This is a genomic window from Pseudomonas sp. TE21435 (genome assembly GCF_056279265.1).
Genome location: NZ_JBWBQZ010000001.1, coordinates 5,630,463 through 5,649,207 on the forward strand (window position 1 = coordinate 5,630,463; position 18,745 = coordinate 5,649,207).

The 18,745-nt window shown below is 64.0% G+C and carries 13 protein-coding genes; 6 read left to right on the forward strand and 7 right to left on the reverse strand.

Going from position 1 to position 18,745, the window contains the following annotated elements; genetic code table 11:
- The first annotated feature begins 307 nt into the window (after positions 1-307).
- The gene (gene fadD1 / locus ACZ9C1_RS25655; RefSeq protein WP_102684403.1) at positions 308-2,005 is read left to right on the forward strand and encodes a long-chain-fatty-acid--CoA ligase FadD1; all 1,698 of its coding nucleotides are present in this window, start codon (positions 308-310) and stop codon (positions 2,003-2,005) included.
- Positions 2,006-2,074: 69 nt separating this feature from the next.
- On the opposite strand, the gene ACZ9C1_RS25660 is transcribed toward fadD1, so the two are convergent.
- Positions 2,075-3,382, reverse strand: coding sequence for an NAD(P)/FAD-dependent oxidoreductase (locus tag ACZ9C1_RS25660; RefSeq protein WP_476254518.1), 1,308 nt, complete (start codon positions 3,380-3,382; stop codon positions 2,075-2,077).
- Positions 3,383-3,408: 26 nt separating this feature from the next.
- Entirely contained in the window at positions 3,409-4,773 is a 1,365-nt protein-coding gene (locus tag ACZ9C1_RS25665) for a glutamine synthetase family protein (protein WP_457378536.1), read from the reverse strand.
- A 464-nt stretch (positions 4,774-5,237) separates the two neighbouring features.
- Between ACZ9C1_RS25665 and hrpA the strand changes: the two genes are divergently transcribed.
- Both hrpA and ACZ9C1_RS25675 read left to right on the forward strand, forming a co-directional pair.
- Positions 5,238-9,143: an ATP-dependent RNA helicase HrpA gene (gene hrpA / locus ACZ9C1_RS25670; RefSeq protein WP_476254519.1), complete on the forward strand. Its 3,906-nt coding sequence runs from the start codon at positions 5,238-5,240 to the stop codon at positions 9,141-9,143.
- 217 nt (positions 9,144-9,360) lie between these two features.
- Positions 9,361-10,482, forward strand: coding sequence for a beta-ketoacyl-ACP synthase III (locus tag ACZ9C1_RS25675; RefSeq protein WP_277503165.1), 1,122 nt, complete (start codon positions 9,361-9,363; stop codon positions 10,480-10,482).
- 182 nt (positions 10,483-10,664) lie between these two features.
- Here the strand turns inward: ACZ9C1_RS25675 and ACZ9C1_RS25680 are convergent, their stop codons facing one another.
- Positions 10,665-11,909 (reverse strand): putative porin, encoded by a 1,245-nt coding sequence (locus ACZ9C1_RS25680; protein ID WP_476254520.1) that lies wholly within the window; start codon positions 11,907-11,909, stop codon positions 10,665-10,667.
- Positions 11,910-12,149: 240 nt separating this feature from the next.
- Between ACZ9C1_RS25680 and ACZ9C1_RS25685 the strand changes: the two genes are divergently transcribed.
- Entirely contained in the window at positions 12,150-13,277 is a 1,128-nt protein-coding gene (locus ACZ9C1_RS25685) for a GNAT family N-acetyltransferase (RefSeq protein WP_277503166.1), read from the forward strand.
- A gap of 122 nt (positions 13,278-13,399) precedes the next feature.
- Here the strand turns inward: ACZ9C1_RS25685 and ACZ9C1_RS25690 are convergent, their stop codons facing one another.
- Genes ACZ9C1_RS25690 through ACZ9C1_RS25705 form a run of 4 tightly spaced genes read right to left on the reverse strand, consistent with a single transcriptional unit; the run spans position 13,400 to position 17,584 of the window.
- The gene (locus tag ACZ9C1_RS25690) at positions 13,400-15,232 is read right to left on the reverse strand and encodes an ABC transporter ATP-binding protein (protein ID WP_102684412.1); all 1,833 of its coding nucleotides are present in this window, start codon (positions 15,230-15,232) and stop codon (positions 13,400-13,402) included.
- 51 nt (positions 15,233-15,283) lie between these two features.
- Positions 15,284-15,841 (reverse strand): peptidylprolyl isomerase, encoded by a 558-nt coding sequence (locus ACZ9C1_RS25695; protein ID WP_476254521.1) that lies wholly within the window; start codon positions 15,839-15,841, stop codon positions 15,284-15,286.
- The gene (locus tag ACZ9C1_RS25700; RefSeq protein WP_476254522.1) at positions 15,835-16,647 is read right to left on the reverse strand and encodes an alpha/beta fold hydrolase; all 813 of its coding nucleotides are present in this window, start codon (positions 16,645-16,647) and stop codon (positions 15,835-15,837) included. Before ACZ9C1_RS25700 ends, ACZ9C1_RS25695 begins: the two co-directional genes overlap by 7 nt.
- Positions 16,648-16,660: 13 nt before the next feature.
- Positions 16,661-17,584, reverse strand: a complete 924-nt coding sequence (locus ACZ9C1_RS25705) for a LysR family transcriptional regulator (protein ID WP_028693074.1) — start codon at positions 17,582-17,584, stop codon at positions 16,661-16,663.
- A 50-nt stretch (positions 17,585-17,634) separates the two neighbouring features.
- Here ACZ9C1_RS25705 and ACZ9C1_RS25710 point away from each other — a divergent pair, with 50 nt between their 5' ends.
- Positions 17,635-17,949, forward strand: a complete 315-nt coding sequence (locus ACZ9C1_RS25710; RefSeq protein WP_139672940.1) for a 3-phosphoglycerate kinase — start codon at positions 17,635-17,637, stop codon at positions 17,947-17,949.
- 110 nt (positions 17,950-18,059) lie between these two features.
- Positions 18,060-18,659: an FMN-dependent NADH-azoreductase gene (locus tag ACZ9C1_RS25715; protein ID WP_102684416.1), complete on the forward strand. Its 600-nt coding sequence runs from the start codon at positions 18,060-18,062 to the stop codon at positions 18,657-18,659.
- Positions 18,660-18,745 lie beyond the last annotated feature (86 nt).

The following is an 18,745-nucleotide window of genomic DNA, read 5'->3' on the forward strand; positions in this document are numbered from 1 at the left end:
CTGGGTGAAGGCCATTGCCAGACAAGATGCCATCAAGGGGCAAGCCAGCGCCTGTAAAACCTATCTAGATCGAGATTTTCAGGCGCTTTCGCGACATTTTGTATAATTACTCTAAAAATGACCTGTATTGTTCATTGAGTCATTTTTGTGACCTGTCGGCCCATTCCGGCCTCTAGGCGACCCCTTGCAAAGCTGTTACTCTCGGCGCGCTTTCAGAGGATCCGGTTTGCAATGAGCCGTCCTCTCATATCAATAATAAGCGCATCGACGCGTACCGAATTCGCTGTTGCTGAAGGAGCGGGCTTCCATGATCGAACATTTTTGGAAGGATAAGTACCCAGCCGGGGTCACGGCGGACATCAATCCTGACGAATTCCCCAATATCCAGGCGGTACTCAAGCAATCCTGCCAACGCTTTGCCGACAAACCTGCCTTTAGCAACCTGGGCAAGACCATCACCTACGGCGAGCTGTACACGTTGTCCGGAGCCTTCGCCGCCTGGCTGCAGCAGCATACCGACCTGAAGCCGGGTGATCGCATCGCGGTCCAGTTGCCCAATGTCCTGCAGTACCCTGTCGCCGTCTTCGGCGCCATGCGTGCCGGGCTGATCGTGGTCAACACCAACCCGCTGTACACTGCGCGGGAGCTGGAGCACCAGTTCAACGACTCCGGCGCCAAGGCGTTGGTGTGCCTGGCCAACATGGCGCACCTGGCGGAAAAGGTGGTGCCCAAGACCCAGGTCAAACACGTCATTGTCACCGAAGTGGCCGACCTGTTGCCACCACTCAAGCGCCTGCTGATCAACAGCGTCATCAAGTACGTGAAGAAAATGGTGCCGGCCTACCACCTGCCGGGCGCGGTGCGCTTCAACGACGCGCTGGCGCTGGGCAAGGGCGGCGCGGTCACCGAGGCCAACCCGCAGCCCGGCGACGTCGCCGTGCTGCAGTACACCGGCGGTACCACCGGCGTGGCCAAGGGCGCGATGCTCACCCATCGCAACCTGGTGGCCAACATGCTGCAGTGCCGTGCGCTGATGGGCTCGAACCTGCACGAAGGTTGCGAGATCCTCATCACTCCGCTGCCGCTGTACCACATCTACGCCTTTACCTTCCATTGCATGGCCATGATGCTGATCGGCAACCACAACGTGCTGATCAGCAACCCGCGTGACCTGCCGGCGATGGTCAAGGAACTGGGCAAGTGGAAGTTCAGCGGCTTCATCGGCCTCAACACGCTGTTTGTCGCCCTGTGCAACAACGAGACTTTCCGCAACCTCGATTTCTCGGCGCTGAAGATCACCCTGTCCGGTGGCATGGCGCTGCAGATGAGCGTGGCCGAGCGCTGGAAGGCGGTGACTGGTTGTGCCATCTGCGAAGGTTACGGCATGACCGAGACCAGCCCGGTGGCGGCAGTCAACCCGACCTCGGCCAACCAGGTGGGCACCATCGGTATCCCGGTGCCGTCCACCCTGTGCAAGATCATCGACGACAACGGCCAGGAACTACCCTTGGGCGAGGTGGGCGAGCTGTGTATCAAGGGGCCGCAGGTGATGAAGGGCTACTGGCAGCGGGACGATGCCACCGCCGAGATCATCGACAGCAATGGCTGGTTGAAAACCGGTGACATTGCCTTGATCCAGCCTGATGGCTACATGCGCATCGTCGATCGCAAGAAGGACATGATCCTGGTGTCCGGCTTCAACGTGTACCCCAACGAGCTCGAAGATGTGCTTGCCACGCTGCCAGGTGTGTTGCAGTGCGCGGCCATCGGTGTCCCGGACGAGAAGTCTGGCGAGGTGATCAAGGTGTTCATCGTGGTCAAGCCTGGCATGACGCTTACCAAGGAACAGGTCATGGAGCACATGCGTGCCAACGTCACCGGCTACAAGGTGCCCAAGGCCATCGAGTTCCGCGATGCGCTGCCGACTACCAACGTTGGCAAGATCCTGCGCCGCGAGTTGCGTGACGAAGAGCTGAAAAAGCAGGGCCTGAAGAAGATCGCCTGATCCGCAGTCTGCTCTGGGATTGAAGCGTGGGAGCGGGGCAAGCCCGCTCCCACGTTGGCGATATGAAACTCAGCGCAACTTTTCCAGCATCTGGTAGTACCACATCCCCGCCGCCAGCAGCGGATTCCCCAGCAAGTCTCCCATCGGCACCTTGATGTGCTTGCACGCCGCAAAGGTATCGAAATTCCCCAGCGTCCCCGTCAGTGCCTCGGCCATGATCTCGCCCATGATGTGGCTGGTAGCGATGCCGTGCCCGGAGTACCCCTGGCAGTACCAGACGTTGTCCGACAGCTTGCCCAGCTGCGGGATGCGGTTGACCACGATGCCCATCGCGCAGCTCCATTGGAATTCGATCGGCACGCCCTTGAGCGCCGGGAAGGTACGCTCGATGCACGGACGCAGTTCGCCTTCGATATCTCGTGAGTCGCGCCCGGAGTAGTTGGCGCCGCCGCCGAACAGCAGGCGTTTGTCGGCGGTCAGGCGGTAGTAGTCGAGAACGAAGCGGCAGTCGTACACCGCCAGGTCCTGCGGGTTGATCTGGCCGGCCAGGTCGCCCAGTGGCGCGGTGGTGACGATGCCGCCCATGGCCGGGAAGATCTTGCCCTTGAGCTGGCGTTTTTCCAGCTTGTGGTAGACGTCGCCGGCCAGCATCACCTGGCGTGCCTCGATCCGTCCCTGGGCCGTGACCACGGCCGGACGAGGGCCGTGGATGATCTCCAGCACTTCGGAATTCTCGAACACCAGCGCGCCGAGGCCATGGGCGGCGCGGGCCTCGCCCAGGCACAGGTTGAGCGGATGCAGGTGCAGGTTGCGGCGGTTCTTCAAGGCGCCAAGGTACAGCGGGCTCTGCAGGTGCTGTTGCATGGCGTCGCGATCGAGCAGTTGCACCAGGTCGCCCATGCCACGGCGCTGGGCTTCGGCCTCGAAGGCGCGCAGTTCGGTCATGTGCGACGGTTTCATCGCCGCGTGCAGGTGGCCGTGCTTGAGGTCGCACTGGATGCCGTAGCGTTCGACGCGCTGCTCGATGATCTGGTGGCCGCGCCAGCGCAGGTGCCAGATGAAGTCGTCCACCTCGGCGCCCAGACGGTCGCGCATCTGCGTGCGCATGGCCTCGTCGCCCGACAGGCTGCCGGTGACCTGGCCACCATTGCGCCCACTGGCGCCCCAGCCGACGCGATTGGTCTCGACGATGGCTACTTTCAGGCCACGTTCGGCCAGCTCCACCGCAGTGGCCACGCCGGTGAAGCCGCCGCCGATGATCGCCACGTCCACCTGTACCGTGCCCCTGAGCGTGGGGTATTCGGTCGCGTCATTGAGGGTGGCGCTGTAGTAGGACGGCGCGCGCTGGGCCGGCCTGTTGTTCAGTGCTGCGTTCATGGGTGTTCCTTGTTGTAGTTCGTCTGTCAGGCCTGATGCAGGTACCAGCGCCAGTCCTGCTCGCCGACTTCGGCCATGAACTGGCGGTACTCGGCGCGCTTGACCTTCAGGTACACGCCGAGGAAGGCCTCGCCCAGCGCCTCCCTGGCCCAGGCCGACTGCTCCAGGGCTTCCAGGGCAGTCAGCCAGTCGGTGGGCAGGTACTCGCTGGCCTGGGCATAGCCGTTGCCTTCGACTGGCGCGCCGGGATCGAGCTGTTCGCGGATGCCCTGGTGCGTGGCAGCCAGTATCGCGGCGGCGGCCAGGTAGGGGTTGGCGTCGGCGCCGCAGATGCGGTGCTCCACATGCCGGCTGTTGGCCGGGCCGCCGGGCACGCGCAGGCTGACGGTGCGGTTGTCCACGCCCCAGGTCGGCGCCAGCGGGGCATAGCTGTTGGCCTGGAAGCGGCGGAACGAGTTGGCGTTGGGGCAGAACAACAGCAGCGACTCACGCAGGTGGCGCAGCATGCCGGCCACCGCCTGGCGCAACAGTGGGGTGCCGGCCTTGTCTTCGCTGGCGAACAGGTTGTTGCCAGCGGCGTCCGCCAGGCTCAGGTGCATGTGCATGCCGGTACCGGCCAGTTGCGCGAACGGCTTGGCCATGAAGCAGGCCTGCATGCCATGGGCATTGGCAATGCCCTTGACCAGGCGCTTGTAGCGCACGGCCTGGTCCATGGCCTGGAGCGCATCGCCGTGCTCCAGGGTAATTTCCACCTGCCCCGGGGCGTACTCGGAGATCGCCGTGCGCACAGGGATGTCCTGAGCCTTGCAGGCAGCATACAGATCGGCAAGGAACGGTTCGATCTGCTCCAGCTCGCGCAAGCCATAGACCTGGGTACCGCGCGGGCGGCCGCCGTCGCTGTCCAGCGCCGGCTGTGGCCGGCCCTGGCTATCGCGCTGCTGGTCGAGCAGGTAGAACTCCAGCTCGCAAGCCATCACCGGGTGGAAGCCATCGGCCTTGAGGGCGTCGATCACCCGCAGCAGCACATGGCGCGGATCGGCGACGCTGGCCGGCAGGCCTTCGCTGGGGTGCATGCTGACCTGCACGGCGGCGGTCGGCACCCGGCGCCAGGGCAGGCGCACCAGGCTGCCATCCAGCGGGTAGGCGCGGCAGTCGATGTCGCCGACGTCCCAGACCAGACCGGAGTCTTCCACATCATCGCCGTTGAGGGTCAGGCCGAGGATGGTGCTGGGCAGCGGGCGGCCGCTGTCGAACACGGCCAGCAGTTCCTCGCGGTGCAGCAGCTTGCCGCGGGGTACGCCGTTGGCGTCGAGGATGAACAGTTCGATCAGGTCGATATCGGGGTTGTCGGCCAGGAAACGCCTGGCTTGCTCTGCGGGGGCAAAGTGCATGGTGGATTCGCTCTGGGGCACGCAGGACCGCCGCGCAGGCGAGCGGTCAGGCTGAGTCAATCGGCCAAGGGTGGCCGGGTCGGGTCAGGGGTGCGTAAGCGAAGTGTCCGGTGGGCGCGCGTGACGACAATGCCACAGCGCCCAGAAGGCGAGGATGATGTGCACCAGCGGATTTTCTCCGACACAGGCCCTGGCCTTCGGCAGCGAAGGGTGGGGCAGCGGGCGGGCGATCATCGGGGTGGGAAGCATCTCTCGATACTCACATGGCCGGTAAGGTTGATTAAATCAGTGAATGGCGACGTTCATTCCGGTGGGAGCTAAACATTCGTGCAGGGCCCGTGTCGGGCTTGACCTGCGCCAGAGCCGCAACAGGCAGCATCCCGCGGGCAAATCTGCGACAATCGCGCCTCTTACGCCTGCCGATCATGAAAAAGCAGCACTCGCCTGCATCATTAAAAAGCCCCATGACAGACCACGCCATCGACCAACTGCTGAAGAACCTCGACCACGCCATGATCGCCGACCGCCATCGGTTGCGCCGGCAATTGCACGAGCTGCGCAAGCGCCCCGACGAGGGCAAGCTCGCGCAGTGGGTGGAAAAGGTCCAGGCCTCCTGCGCCCAGGTCACCGCGCGCCAGCAGAGCGTGCCGAGCATTCGCTACGACGACAACCTGCCCATCGCCGCCAAGCGCGACGAGATCAAGAAGGCCCTGGCCGAGCACCAGGTGTTGGTCATCGCCGGCGAGACAGGTTCGGGCAAGACCACCCAGTTGCCGAAGATCTGCCTGGAGTTGGGCCGTGGCAGCCACGGCCTGATCGCCCACACCCAGCCTCGGCGAATCGCCGCGCGCAGCGTCGCGGCGCGGGTCGCCGAGGAGCTGGGCACGCCGTTGGGGGCGCTGGTGGGCTACCAGGTGCGCTTCGAGGACCAGAGCGATTCGAACACCCTGGTCAAGCTGATGACCGACGGTATCCTGCTGGCGGAGACCCAGCACGACCGCTTCCTCGAACGCTACGACACGATCATCGTCGACGAGGCTCACGAGCGCAGCCTGAACATCGATTTCCTGCTCGGCTACCTCAAGACCTTGCTGCACCGCCGCCCTGACCTGAAGCTGATCATCACCTCGGCGACTATCGACCTGGAGCGCTTCTCCAAGCACTTCGACGGCGCGCCGATCATCGAGGTGTCCGGCCGTACCTACCCGGTGGAAACCTGGTACCGCCCGCTGACCAGCGAACAGGATGAGGAGGGCAACCAGGTCGAGGACGACCTTTCCGTTGACCAGGCGATCCTCGCCAGCCTCGACGAGATCGCCCAGTACGAGCGCAGCCAGGGCAAGGGCCCGGGCGATGTACTGGTGTTCCTGCCCGGCGAGCGCGAGATCCGCGACGCCGCCGAGATCCTGCGCAAGGCGCAGTTGCGCCACACCGAGATTTTGCCGCTGTATGCGCGGCTGTCGCCGGCCGAGCAGCAGCGGATCTTCCAGTCCCACAGCGGCCGGCGCGTGGTGCTGGCGACCAACGTCGCCGAAACCTCGCTGACCGTGCCGGGCATCCGCTACGTGATAGACAGCGGCACCGCGCGTATCAGCCGCTACAGCTACCGCGCAAAGGTCCAGCGCCTGCCCATTGAGGCGGTGTCCCAGGCCAGCGCCAACCAGCGTAAAGGCCGCTGCGGCCGGGTCGAGCCGGGCATCTGCATCCGCCTGTACAGCGAGGACGATTTCAACGGCCGGCCGGCGTTCACCGATCCGGAGATCCTGCGCACCAACCTGGCGGCGGTGATCCTGCAGATGCTGCACCTACGTCTCGGCGCCATCGATGCCTTCCCGTTCATCGAGCCGCCGGATGGCAAGGCCATCAGCGACGGCTTCAACCTGTTGCAGGAACTGTCGGCGGTCAACCGCGAGAACCAGCTGACGCCGCTGGGCCGCCAGCTGGCGCGTCTGCCGATCGACCCTCGTATGGGTCGCATGCTGCTCGAAGGTGCCCGCCAGGGCAGCCTGCAGGAAGTGCTGATTGTCGCCAGCGCACTGTCTGTGCAGGACCCGCGCGAACGCCCACCGGAGCGTCAGCAGGCCGCCGACCAGGCCCATGCCCAGTGGAAGGATGTCGATTCCGACTTCGCCGCGCTGGTCAACCTGTGGCGCGGTTTCGAGGAGCAGCGCCAGGCGCTGACCGCCAACCCGCTGCGCAACTGGTGCCGCAAGAACTTCCTCAACTACTTGCGCTTGCGCGAGTGGCGCGACGCCCACCGCCAGCTGGCGCTGATCTGCCGCGACCTGCAATTGACGATGAACAAGGATGCCTGCGACTACCAGCGCATGCACAAGGCGATTCTCAGCGGCCTGCTCAGCCAGATCGGCCAGAAGACCGAGGAGGGCGACTACCAGGGCGCACGCCAGCGGCGGTTCTGGATTCACCCGTCGTCGGGCATTGGCCGCAAGCGGCCGCAGTGGGTGATGGCCGCCGAACTGGTGGAAACCACCAAGCTGTATGCGCGCATGGTGGCCAAGATCGAGCCGGACTGGATCGAGCCGCTGGCCACCCACCTGATCAAGAAGAACCACTTCGAACCGCACTGGGAGAAGAAGCGCGGCCAGGTGGTGGCCTACGAGCAGATCACCTTGTACGGGTTGATCCTGGTCGGACGCCGCCCGGTGCATTTCGGTCCGATCGACCCCGTCACTTCCCGCGAGCTGTTCATCCGCGATGGCCTGGTCGGCGGCGAGATCCAGTCCCGGGCCAAGTGCCTGGCGGCCAACAAGCGCCTGCTGGAGCAGCTCGACGAACTGGAGGCCAAGGCCCGCCGGCGCGACATTCTGGCTGACGAAGAAACCCTTTACGCCTTCTACGAAGCGCGCCTGCCCGCGGAGATCCACCAGACCGCGACCTTCGATGCCTGGTACCGGATGACCAGCCAGAAGGACGCCAACTTGCTGATCATGCGCGAGGAGGACGTACTGGCCCGCGAGGCCAGCGAGGTCACTGCAGCGCAGTACCCCGACCATCTGCAGGTGGGCGAATTGCGCCTATCGCTGAGCTACCACTTCGAACCGAACCACCCCCGTGACGGCGTCACCGTACGGGTGCCGGCGCCGTTGCTGCCCAACCTGCCGGGCGAACGCCTGGAATGGCTGGTGCCGGGCCTGCTCGAGGCCAAGTGCATCGCCCTGGTGCGCAACCTGCCCAAGGCCTTGCGCAAGAACTTCGTGCCGGTGCCGGACTTCGTCAAGGCGGCACTGTCGCGCATGGTCTTCGGCCAGGGCGCGTTGCCCCAGGCACTGGGCCATGAGCTGCTGCGCATGACCGGGGCGCGGGTGTCTGACGAGGCCTGGGCGGAAGCGACCGGGCTGGTCGAAGGCCATCTGCGCATGAACATCGAAGTGGTCGACGCCCAGGGCAAGTTCCTCGGCGAGGGCCGCGACCTGGCTGAGCTGACTGCCCGTTTTGCCGCCGCCAGCCAGGCCGCCCTGGCCTTGCCGCGCAACGACAAAGCCGAACAGCCGGTACAGGCCAAGGTCTTCGAGCAAGTGGCGCAGACCGCCCAGCAGAAGATCGCCGGGCTGTCGATGACCGTGTACCCGGCACTGGTGGAAGACAACGGCACGGTACGCGAGGGGCGGTTCTCGACCCAGGCCGAGGCCGAGTTCCAGCACCGACGTGCCCTGCAGCGCCTGTTGCTGCAACAGCTGGCCGAGCCGGCCAAGTTCCTGCGCGGCAAGCTGCCAGGGCTGACCGAATTGGGCCTGCTGTATCGCGAATTGGGCCGGGTCGAGGCGCTGGTGGAGGATATCCTGTTGGCCAGTCTCGACAGTTGCGTGCTCGAAGGCGAAGACCCGCTGCCCCGTGATGGCGCCGCTCTGGCCTCGCTGGCCGAACGCAAGCGTGGCAATTGGAGCGAGCATGCCGAGCGCCTGGCGCGCCTGACCTTGGAGGTGCTCAAGCTATGGCATGGCTTGCAGAAGCGCTTCAAGGGCAAGATCGACCTGAGCCAGGCGGTGGCGCTCAACGATATCAAGCAGCAACTGGCCAACCTGGTGTATCCGGGCTTCGTGCGCGAGACGCCGGGGGCCTGGTTCAAGGAATTGCCGCGGTATCTCAAGGCAGTGGAACTGCGCCTGGAGAAGCTGGGGTCGCAGGTACAGAAGGACCGGGTGTGGAGTGGCGAGCTGGCCAATTGCTGGGCGCAATACCAGGCCCGTGCCGACAAGCATGCCCAGGAAGGCAAGCGCGATGAGCAACTGACCTTGTACCGCTGGCTGCTGGAGGAGTACCGGGTGTCGTTGTTTGCCCAGCAATTGGGTACCAAGGTGCCGGTTTCCGACAAGCGACTGAGCAAGCAGTGGAGTCAGGTGGAAGCCTAACCGTTGCAACTTGTGGCAAACTTGACGGAATTTTGGGTCGTTTTGCGGCCCATCGCTGGCAAGCCAGCTCCCACAGGGGACGTATTGAACTGTGGGAGCTGGTTTGCCAGCGATCGAGGGCGCAGCCCTCGTCCATGAATTGGTACCAAGGTGCCATTATGTTGCCCTTTTCCCGGCCTGCGCCGCATGGCGATGGCCTTTGACCAGAGGAACGACCGTGCACAACGTCGTCATCAGCGGCACCGGCCTGTATACCCCGGCCCAGAGCATTTCCAACGAAGAACTGGTGGAGTCCTTCAACACCTGGGCACAGCGCTTCAACCGTGACAATGCCGCCGCCATCGAGCGTGGCGAAGTCGAGGCGGCGCCGCTGTCCGATGCCGCCTTCATTGAAAAGGCCTCGGGCATCAAGAGCCGCTTCGTCATGGACAAGGCCGGCATCCTCGACCCGCAGCGCATGAAACCGCGCCTGCCTGAGCGTTCCAACGACGAACAGTCGATTCTCTGCGAAATGGGCGTTGCCGCTGCGCGTCAGGCGCTGGAACGTGCCGGGCGCACCGCCGCCGATGTCGACGGGGTGATTGTCGCCTGCTCCAACCTGCAGCGCCCGTACCCGGCCATTGCCATCGAAGTGCAGCAGGCGCTCGGTATCGAGGGCTTCGCCTTCGACATGAACGTCGCCTGCTCGTCGGCCACCTTCGGTATCCAGACGGCAGCCAACAGCGTGCAGTTGGGCCAGGCCCGCGCGGTGCTGGTGGTCAGCCCGGAAATCTGCACCGGTCACTTGAACTTCCGTGACCGCGACAGCCACTTCATTTTCGGTGACGCCGCCACCGCGGTACTGATCGAGCGTGCCGACCTGGCCACCTCCGCGCACCAGTTCGATATTGTCAGCACCAAGCTGTGGACCGCGTTTTCCAACAACATCCGCAACAACTTCGGCTTCCTCAACCGCGCCGCGGAAGAGGGTATCGGCTCGCGCGACAAGCTGTTCGTGCAGGAAGGCCGCAAGGTATTCAAGGAAGTCTGCCCGAAGGTCGCCGAACTGATCGGCCAGCACCTGGATGAAAACGGCCAGCAGCCGAGCGATGTCCAGCGCTTCTGGCTGCACCAGGCCAACCTGAGCATGAACCACCTGATCGTCAAGAAGCTGCTGGGCCGCGAAGTGGACGAGCAAGAGGCGCCGGTGATTCTCGACCGTTATGCCAACACCAGCTCGGCAGGGTCGGTGATCGCCTTCCACCTGTACCAGGATGACCTGGTCAAGGGGGCGCTGGGTGTGCTGAGCTCGTTCGGTGCGGGTTATTCGATTGGCAGCGTGATCCTGCGCAAGCGCTGATACCCGTTTCGCCTGCTCCGGCCCTATCGCCGGCAAGCCGGCTCCCACAGTGGTGCATATTTCTCTTGGGAGTCAGCTTGCCGGCGATAGGGCCGGAGCATTTCTGACAGAGCAAAAAAAGCGGGAAATGCTGGATGGGGTCAGCATTTCCCGCTTCAGGGTGGTGCAAAGGAGCCTGGCGCTTAGAACTTCGCTTCCAGGTCCACCTGCAGCGTATCTACGTCAGCATCGCTGTTCGGCAGGTTGGAGAAGTCGGTCTTGGCCATCAGGTAGGCCGCGCCCAGTGAGAAGTTCTTGTCGATCTCGTAGCCGACCTTGAACTTGTGGCCACGCGACCCGGTGAAGCCGTTGCCGAAGTCGGAGTCGGTGAAGGCGCTGACCACCGCGTTACGCTGCACGTCGCGGTAGTTGTAGTCCAGGCTCCAGGCGCCGACCTTGGTTTTCAGGCCGGCCAGCCAGGCCTTGTCCTTGCCGTCGGTACTTTCGGTGTTCTTGACGAACTGGCCATAGGCCGAGAGTGGGATGGCAAAGCCGGTGAAGTCCACCTGGCCGAAGCCTTCCACCAGGTTGAACTCGTTGGTGGTGTTACCCAGGGCACGCAGGACGGTCGACTCCTTGTCGTTGTCGTAGCCGTAGATGCTGCCGCCCACGGTGAACTTGAGGGTGTCGGCCGCGTTGAACTTGGCACCCAGCTGGCCGTGGTACAGCTGTGCGTCGTGCTTGAACTGCACGCCGTCGCCGTCGACGTTGTCCTTGAGGGTGTAGTGGCCGGCACTACCGAACAGTTCGGTGGCGCCAAGGTTGGTCTTGTAAGTGACCGCCACGCCTTCGGGGTTGATATCGCTGTCCCAGATGATGTCGCCCATGCTCACCCATGGCTGAGCCATCTTGCCGCCGATCAGGTGCAGGTTGGGGATGGCGGTCGGGTTCCAGTCGAGGTAGGCCAGGTCGACCCACAGCGATTTCTTCTCGAAGTAGTTGTCCAGGCTTTGGTTGGTCGAGCGGGCATCGGCGCTGCTGCCGGTGGCCACACGCACGCCGGCGTCCACTTGCGGGTTGATCTCGCTGTAGAAGCCGACACGGGCGCGGACGCGCTCACGGTCCTGGTTGCCACTGCGCGAGATCGGGTTGTCGACGTTGACGTCTTCGTAACGCAGGCGCACATCTCCCTTGATCTGGGTCTTGGCGGCCCACGCCACTTTCTGTTCGAACGAGCTCAAGCGTTCGGACTGGGCTTTCTGGTCGGCCTTTTCCTTGGTTTCCTTTGCCAGGTCGCCCTGCAGTTCGTTGTACTGCGCCTGGTTGATCGAGCCATTGGCGCGGAGCATTTCGAGCAGCTTGGCGTCGACAGCAGCACTGGCCGGAGTACTCAGAGCCAGCATCATGCCGGTAAGGCTCACTCCGGTAAGTGTAGAAACAAGACGCATAAGGTTCTCCCTGTTGGAAAAAGTGGGGAGGCTCAAGCGCCCGCCCCCAAGTTGGCATGTCTTCGGAAAGGGCCTGACTAGACAGGTTCTGGGGTTCCGGAAAACAGGCGCAAGTATTGCGGGGGCGAATGACAGAATAATGTCTAAACAGTGGCACTGTTGTTAAGTAAAGCGGCCGTCATTTGAGTGTCACGGTCGACTTGGCAATACTGGCACTCTCTTTTCAGCGAGTCGGAAAACGTGATCAGCCTCCACAGCCTTGCCCACCTGCGCGACCTGCCGGCGACCACCTGGGACGCGCTGGCGCCCGACGGCCAACCGTTCCTGCGCCATGCCTTCCTCACGGCCATGGAGGACAGTGGCAGCGTGGTGCCCGACACTGGCTGGGCCGCCGAACACCTGGTGCTGGAACGCGATGGTGAGGTGCGGGCGCTGCTGCCTGCGTACCGCAAGTGGCATTCGTTCGGCGAGTACGTGTTCGACCACGGCTGGGCCGATGCCTGCGAGCGCGCAGGTATCGCCTACTACCCCAAGCTGCTGGGTGCCGTGCCGTTCAGCCCGGTGAGCGGCCCACGCCTGTTGGCCACCGACCCGAGCGATGGCCTGTTGCTGTTGCAGGCCATCCCCGAGTACCTGGGCAAGGGCGGGCTGTCGGGTGCGCATATCAACTTCACCGACACTGCGCTGGATGAGGCCATCGGCGTGTTGCCAGGCTGGATGGAACGCCTGGGTTGCCAGTTCCATTGGCGCAATCGGGGTTATCGGGATTTCCAGGACTTTCTCGACACCCTCAGCTCACGCAAGCGCAAGCAGATGCGCAAGGAGCGCGAACAGGTGGCGGGGCAGGGGATCGACTTCGCCTGGTATCAGGGCGACGAGCTGAGCGAGGCGCAGTGGGATTTTGTCTACCTGTGTTACGCCAACACCTACGCCGTGCGCCGGCGCGCGCCCTACCTTACCCGTGAATTCTTCAGCCTGATCGCCGAGCGCATGCCCGAGGCCATCCGAGTGGTCATCGCCCGCCAGCAGGGGCGCGAGGTGGCCATGGCGCTCAGCCTGATCGGCGGTGACAGCCTGTATGGACGGTACTGGGGGTGCCTGGACGAGTTCGACCGTCTGCACTTCGAGACCTGTTTCTACCAGGGCATGGATTTCGCCATAGGCGAAGGACTGCAGCGTTTCGATGCCGGGGCCCAGGGTGAGCACAAGCTGATTCGCGGCTTCGAGCCGGTGATCACGCGGTCGTGGCATTACCTGCTGCATCCGGGATTGCGCCGGGCGGTGGAGGATTTTCTGCTGCAGGAGCGGGCGGGGGTGAGGGCGTATGCCGAAGAGGCGCGCGGGATGCTGCCGTATCGCCAGGCATGAAGATCAAGGGGCACGTGGGAGCGGGCTTGCCCCGCGATGGCGTCAGATCAAGCTGTCGTGTCGCCTGATCTGACGCCATCGCGGGGCAAGCCCACGCCGATTTTCCCATGCCGTTTTCTGTATCAGTCCACCCCGACGAACCCACCTGTCTGGTGATGCCACAATCGCGCATACAGTCCACGCTGCGCCAATAGCTCGGTGTGGCTGCCACTCTCGACGATATGCCCCTTGTCCAGCACGATCAGCCGGTCCATGCGGGCGATGGTCGACAGGCGGTGGGCGATGGCGATCACCGTCTTGCCCTGCATCAGCGTCTCCAGGCTCTCCTGGATCGCCGCCTCGACCTCCGAGTCCAGCGCCGAGGTAGCCTCGTCCATGATCAGGATCGGCGCGTTCTTCAGCAGCACCCGGGCGATGGCGATGCGCTGGCGCTGGCCGCCGGAGAGCTTCACGCCGCGCTCGCCGACATGGGCATCGAAGCCTGTACGGCCCTGGGCGTCGGACAACTGCGGGATGAACTCGTCGGCCCGTGCCCGGCGCACAGCCTCCCAGACTTCCTCGTCACTGGCATCCGGCCGGCCGTACAGCAGGTTGTCGCGGATCGAGCGGTGCAGCAGCGAGGTGTCCTGGGTGATCATGCCGATCTGCGCGCGCAGGCTGGCCTGGTTGACCTCGGCGATATCCTGGCCGTCGATGAGGATGCGCCCGCTGTCGATGTCGTACAGGCGCAGCAGCAGGTTGACCAGGGTCGACTTGCCGGCGCCGGAGGGGCCGATCAGGCCGATCTTCTCGCCGGGGCGGATATCCAGGTTCAAGGCGTCGATCACCTTGCCGCCCTTGCCGTAGTGGAAGTCGACATGGTCGAAGCGCACCGCGCCGCGGCTGACCTTGAGTGCCGGCGCGTGGGGCCTGTCGCTGACGGTGACCGGCTGGGCGATGGTCTGCAGGCCGTCCTGGACCATGCCGATGTTCTCGAAGATGCCGTTGACCACCCACATGATCCAGCCGGACATGTTGACGATGCGGATCACCAGGCCGGTGGCCAGGGCGATGGCGCCGACGCTGATCAGCGACTGGCTCCACAGCCACAGGGCAAGGCCCGTGGTTGCGACCACCAGCAGGCCGTTCAGCGAGGTGATGACCACGTCCATGCTGGTGATCACCCGCGAGGCCAGCTGGGTCTTCTCGGTCTGCTCGCTGATCGCCTCGCGGGCGTACTGCTGCTCGTAGTCGGTGTGGGCGAACAGCTTGAGGGTGGCGATGTTGGTGTAGCCGTCGACGATGCGCCCCATCAGTTTGGAGCGTGCGTCGGAGGAGATCACCGAGCGTTCCTTGACCCTTGGCACGAAGTAGTACAGCGCGCCGATATAGCAGGCGATCCACACCAGCAACGGCAGCATCAGCCGCCAGTCGGCCTCGGCGAACAGCACCAGTGCGCTGATGGCGTAGATCAGCACGTGCCACAGCGCGTCCACCGCCTGCACCGCCGAATCACGCAGGGAGTTGCCGGTCTGCATGATGCGCTGGGCGATGCGCCCGGCGAAGTCGCTCTGGAAGAAGTTCAGGCTCTGCTTGAGCACGTAGGTGTGGTTTTGCCAGCGGATCAGGCTGGTCATGCCCGGGCTGATGGTCTGGTGCACCAGCAGGTCGTGCAGGCCAAAGAACACCGGCCGCAGCACCAGCACCACCACCAGCATCCAGATCAGCTCGCCACTGTGCTCGCTGAAGAAGTTGGCGTTGGGTGTGCCTTGGGCCAGGTCGATGATCCGGCTCAGGTAGCTGAACAGCGCCACCTCGATCAATGAGGCGATCAGCCCGACGATCAGCAGGGCGAGGAAGCTCGGCCAGACCTGGCGCAGGTAATAGAGATAGAAGGGCCAGACCTTGCCGGGAGGCGCCTCGCTCGGCGCCTCGCGGAAGATGTCGATCAACTGCTCGAAACGACGGTACAGCATGGGTGACGACACTCCTGTTCGACCCGACTCACGTCCCTGTGTGGTGCGGGATCAGTCGATGCGTTTGGCCGACTTGATGTACACCGGGTCGGCCGGCACATCACGCATGCCTTTCTTGACGGTGGTCGGCGAGTTGACGATCTGGTCGACCACCTCCATGCCCTTGGTGACCTTGCCGAACACGGCGTAGCCACGGTCGCGGCCCGGGTTGAGGAAGTCGTTGTCGGCGACGTTGATGAAGAACTGGCTGGTGGCCGAGTTCGGGTCGGAGGTACGCGCCATGGACAGGGTGCCACGGGTGTTCTGCAGGCCGTTGCTCGCCTCGTTGCGGATCGGGTCCTGGGTGCTCTTCTGTACCATCTGGTCGGTGAAGCCACCGCCCTGGACCATGAAGCCCGGGATCACACGGTGGAAGATGGTGTTGTTGTAGAAGCCGCTGTCGACGTAGTGGAGGAAGTTCTTGGTACTGATCGGCGCTTTTTCTGCGTTCAGCTCGATCTCGATCTTGCCGAAGCTGGTGACCAGCTCAACGTGCGGGGTCTTGTCGGAGGCCATGACGCTGGTGGCGAAGGCGACCGAGCAGGCGGTGAGCAGAAGTTTTTTCAGCATGGGCTCAATGATCCTTGAGAGGTGGAAGCGGCTGCGAGGAACTGCAGCAGGGTCTGGTTGAAGACCTCAGGTTGGTCCAGGGGCGTAGCGTGCCGCGAATCGTCGATGACCGCCAGTCTGGCGTTGGGCATCAGGGCGACGTAACGCTCCTTGAGTTGTATCGGTGTGTAATCGTGGTCGGCGGCGATCACCAGGGTGGGACAGCAGATCTGGCCGATGCGTTCCTGTACGCCCCAGTCGACGATGGCGTCGAAGCTTTTCAGGTACGCACGCTTGTCGTTGCGCGCCCAGCGCTCGGCCATCTTGCGCCGCAGTTCGGCCTGCCCCGGCTTGGGAAACAGCCGTTCGGCCAGGCCCTTGCCGACGGTCTCGACGCTGAGCAGGCGCGCCAGGCTCCAGCGCTTGAGCCACCAGATCCAGTCGCTGCGGGTGCGGCGCTTGACCTCGGGGGCGCTGTTGACGATGCACAGGCTGCGCAGCCAGTCGGGGTGGTCGACGGCGAACTGGAAGCCGACCATGCCGCCCATGGACAGGCCGACGAAGTGCACCGGGCCGGTGTCCAGGTGACGGAGCAGCGCCAGCAGATCCTCGCTGAAGGTCTTTATCAGGTAGCCCGCGCGTGGCTTGGACGATTGCCCGTGGCCGCGGATGTCCATGAGGATCACCCGGTACTGGCGGGCGAGCTCGGGCACCTGCAGTTCCCAGTCCTGGCTGCTCGAACCCAGCCCGTGCAGCAGCACCAGGGGCTCCCCCTGACCGTGTTCCTCGTAATGCAACTGGCATCCTTGCTGTTCGAAAACGGCCATGGGCGCGGTCCTCTCAGGCTTGCGGGGGGGCTGCGAAGGGCACGTCCAGCGGCGCGGTGTCGAAATTGCGCAGCAGTTCGATAAGGATCTGCGTGGCCGGGCCCAAGGTCTTTTCCTTGCTGGAGTAAAGGTAGAACAGTGGATGGCGGCTGCCACCCTGATCCAGCGGCAGGGGCTTGAGCACGCCTTCGCGCAGCTCGCGCTCGATCATGTGCCGGGGCAGCCAGGCAAAGCCCAGGCCGCTGCCGACGAAGGTGGCCGCGGTGCCCAGGCTGCCTACCGTCCAGCGCTGCTCGGCGCCTAGCCAGCCGACATCACGTGGCTGGGCCCGACCGGAGTCGCGGATCACCACCTGCAGCTGGCTTTCCAGGTCCTGGAAGGTGATTTCGCGGCCCATGCGGTGCAGGGCATGCTCGGGGTGGGCGACGGCGATGAACTCCACCGGACTCAGTTCGGTGCCCAGGTAACCGCCGATGTTGAAGCTGCTGATGGCAAGATCGGCGATGCCTTCGTGCAGCACTTCCTCGACCCCGGACAGCACCTCTTCGCGCAGGCGCACCCGGCAGCCGCGGCTCTGCGGCATGAACGCTGCCAGGGCGCGCACCAGTCGGGCGCTGGGGTAGGCGGCGTCGACCACCAGGCGCACCTCGGCTTCCCAACCCTGCTCCATGTGATGGGCCAGGTCTTCCAGCTGGCTGGCCTGCTTGACCAGTTGCCGCGAACGGCGCAGCAGCACGCTGCCGGCCTCGGTCAGCACCGCCTTGCGCCCATCGATGCGCAGCAACGGCACGCCCAGTTGTTCCTGCATGCGCGCCACGGTGTAGCTCACCGACGATTGCGAACGGTGCAGGGCCTCGGCGGCCTGAGCGAACCCGCCGTGGTCGACCACCGCCTGCAGGGTCCGCCACTGATCCAGGGTAACGCGCGGTGCTTTCATCCAGGGCTCCTGTTGTCCTAAGCTGCGCTCTTCCCAAGGAGAGCGCCCGTATGAAGAAATGTTGTGCGGCTTTGCTGTTGTGCCTGCCCCTCGGGGCCATGGCTTACCCGATCGACGTGGAGAAGGACCTGACCGGGGTCAAGGTCGACTACACCGCCTACGACACGGCCTACGACATCGGCTCGATCAGCCTCAACAACTATGGGCAGGTGCCGGCGGCGTGCAAGGTCATTTTCCGCAACGGCCCCGAGGCGCCACGGGTGCGCCGGGTCAACGTGCCCGCCGGCAGGAGCGTGGATGTCACCGCCAAGTTCAACCGGCAGATCATCAGGCTGCGCATCGTGCTTGACTGCAAAGCGGAATAAAACAGATTAATCGATAGGTTGATCCCACTTTTTACGCTTTTTTATCGATAGGTCAACCTCTAATCTCACCTCCATCGAATCGCCACCCCTTACCGCCGATGGAGGCACCCATGTCCCACGTTCTGATCATCGAAAGCAGCGCCCGCCAGCAGGATTCCGTTTCTCGTCAACTGACCCAGGACTTCATCCAGCAATGGCAAGCAGCGCATCCGGCCGACGAGATCAAGGTGCGCGACCTGGCCGTGAACCCCGTGCCGCATCTGGACGCCAACTTGCTCGGCGGCTGGATGAAGCCCGAGGAACAGCGCAGCACCACCGAGCGTGAGGCACTTGAGCGCTCCAACGCGCTGACCGACGAATTGCTGGCCGCCGACGTACTGGTGATGGCTGCGCCGATGTACAACTTCACCATCCCCAGCACCCTGAAAGCCTGGCTTGACCACGTGCTGCGCGCCGGCATCACCTTCAAGTACACCCCGACCGGCCCCCAGGGACTGCTCAACGGCAAGCGCGCCATCGTGCTGACCGCCCGCGGCGGTATCCATGCCGGTGCCAGCAGCGATCACCAGGAACCTTACCTGCGCCAGGTGATGGCCTTCATCGGTATCCATGATGTGGACTTCATCCATGCCGAGGGCCTGAACATGAGCGGCGAGTTCCACGAGAAGGGCCTGAACCAGGCCAAGGCCAGACTGGCCGCGGTGGCCTGAGTCGCGACGAATTCCCAACCCTGACACCTTGTTGCTCCTTTGGGTGTGCCTGCCCGGCCATAGAGATGGCCGGGCTTTTTTTGCTC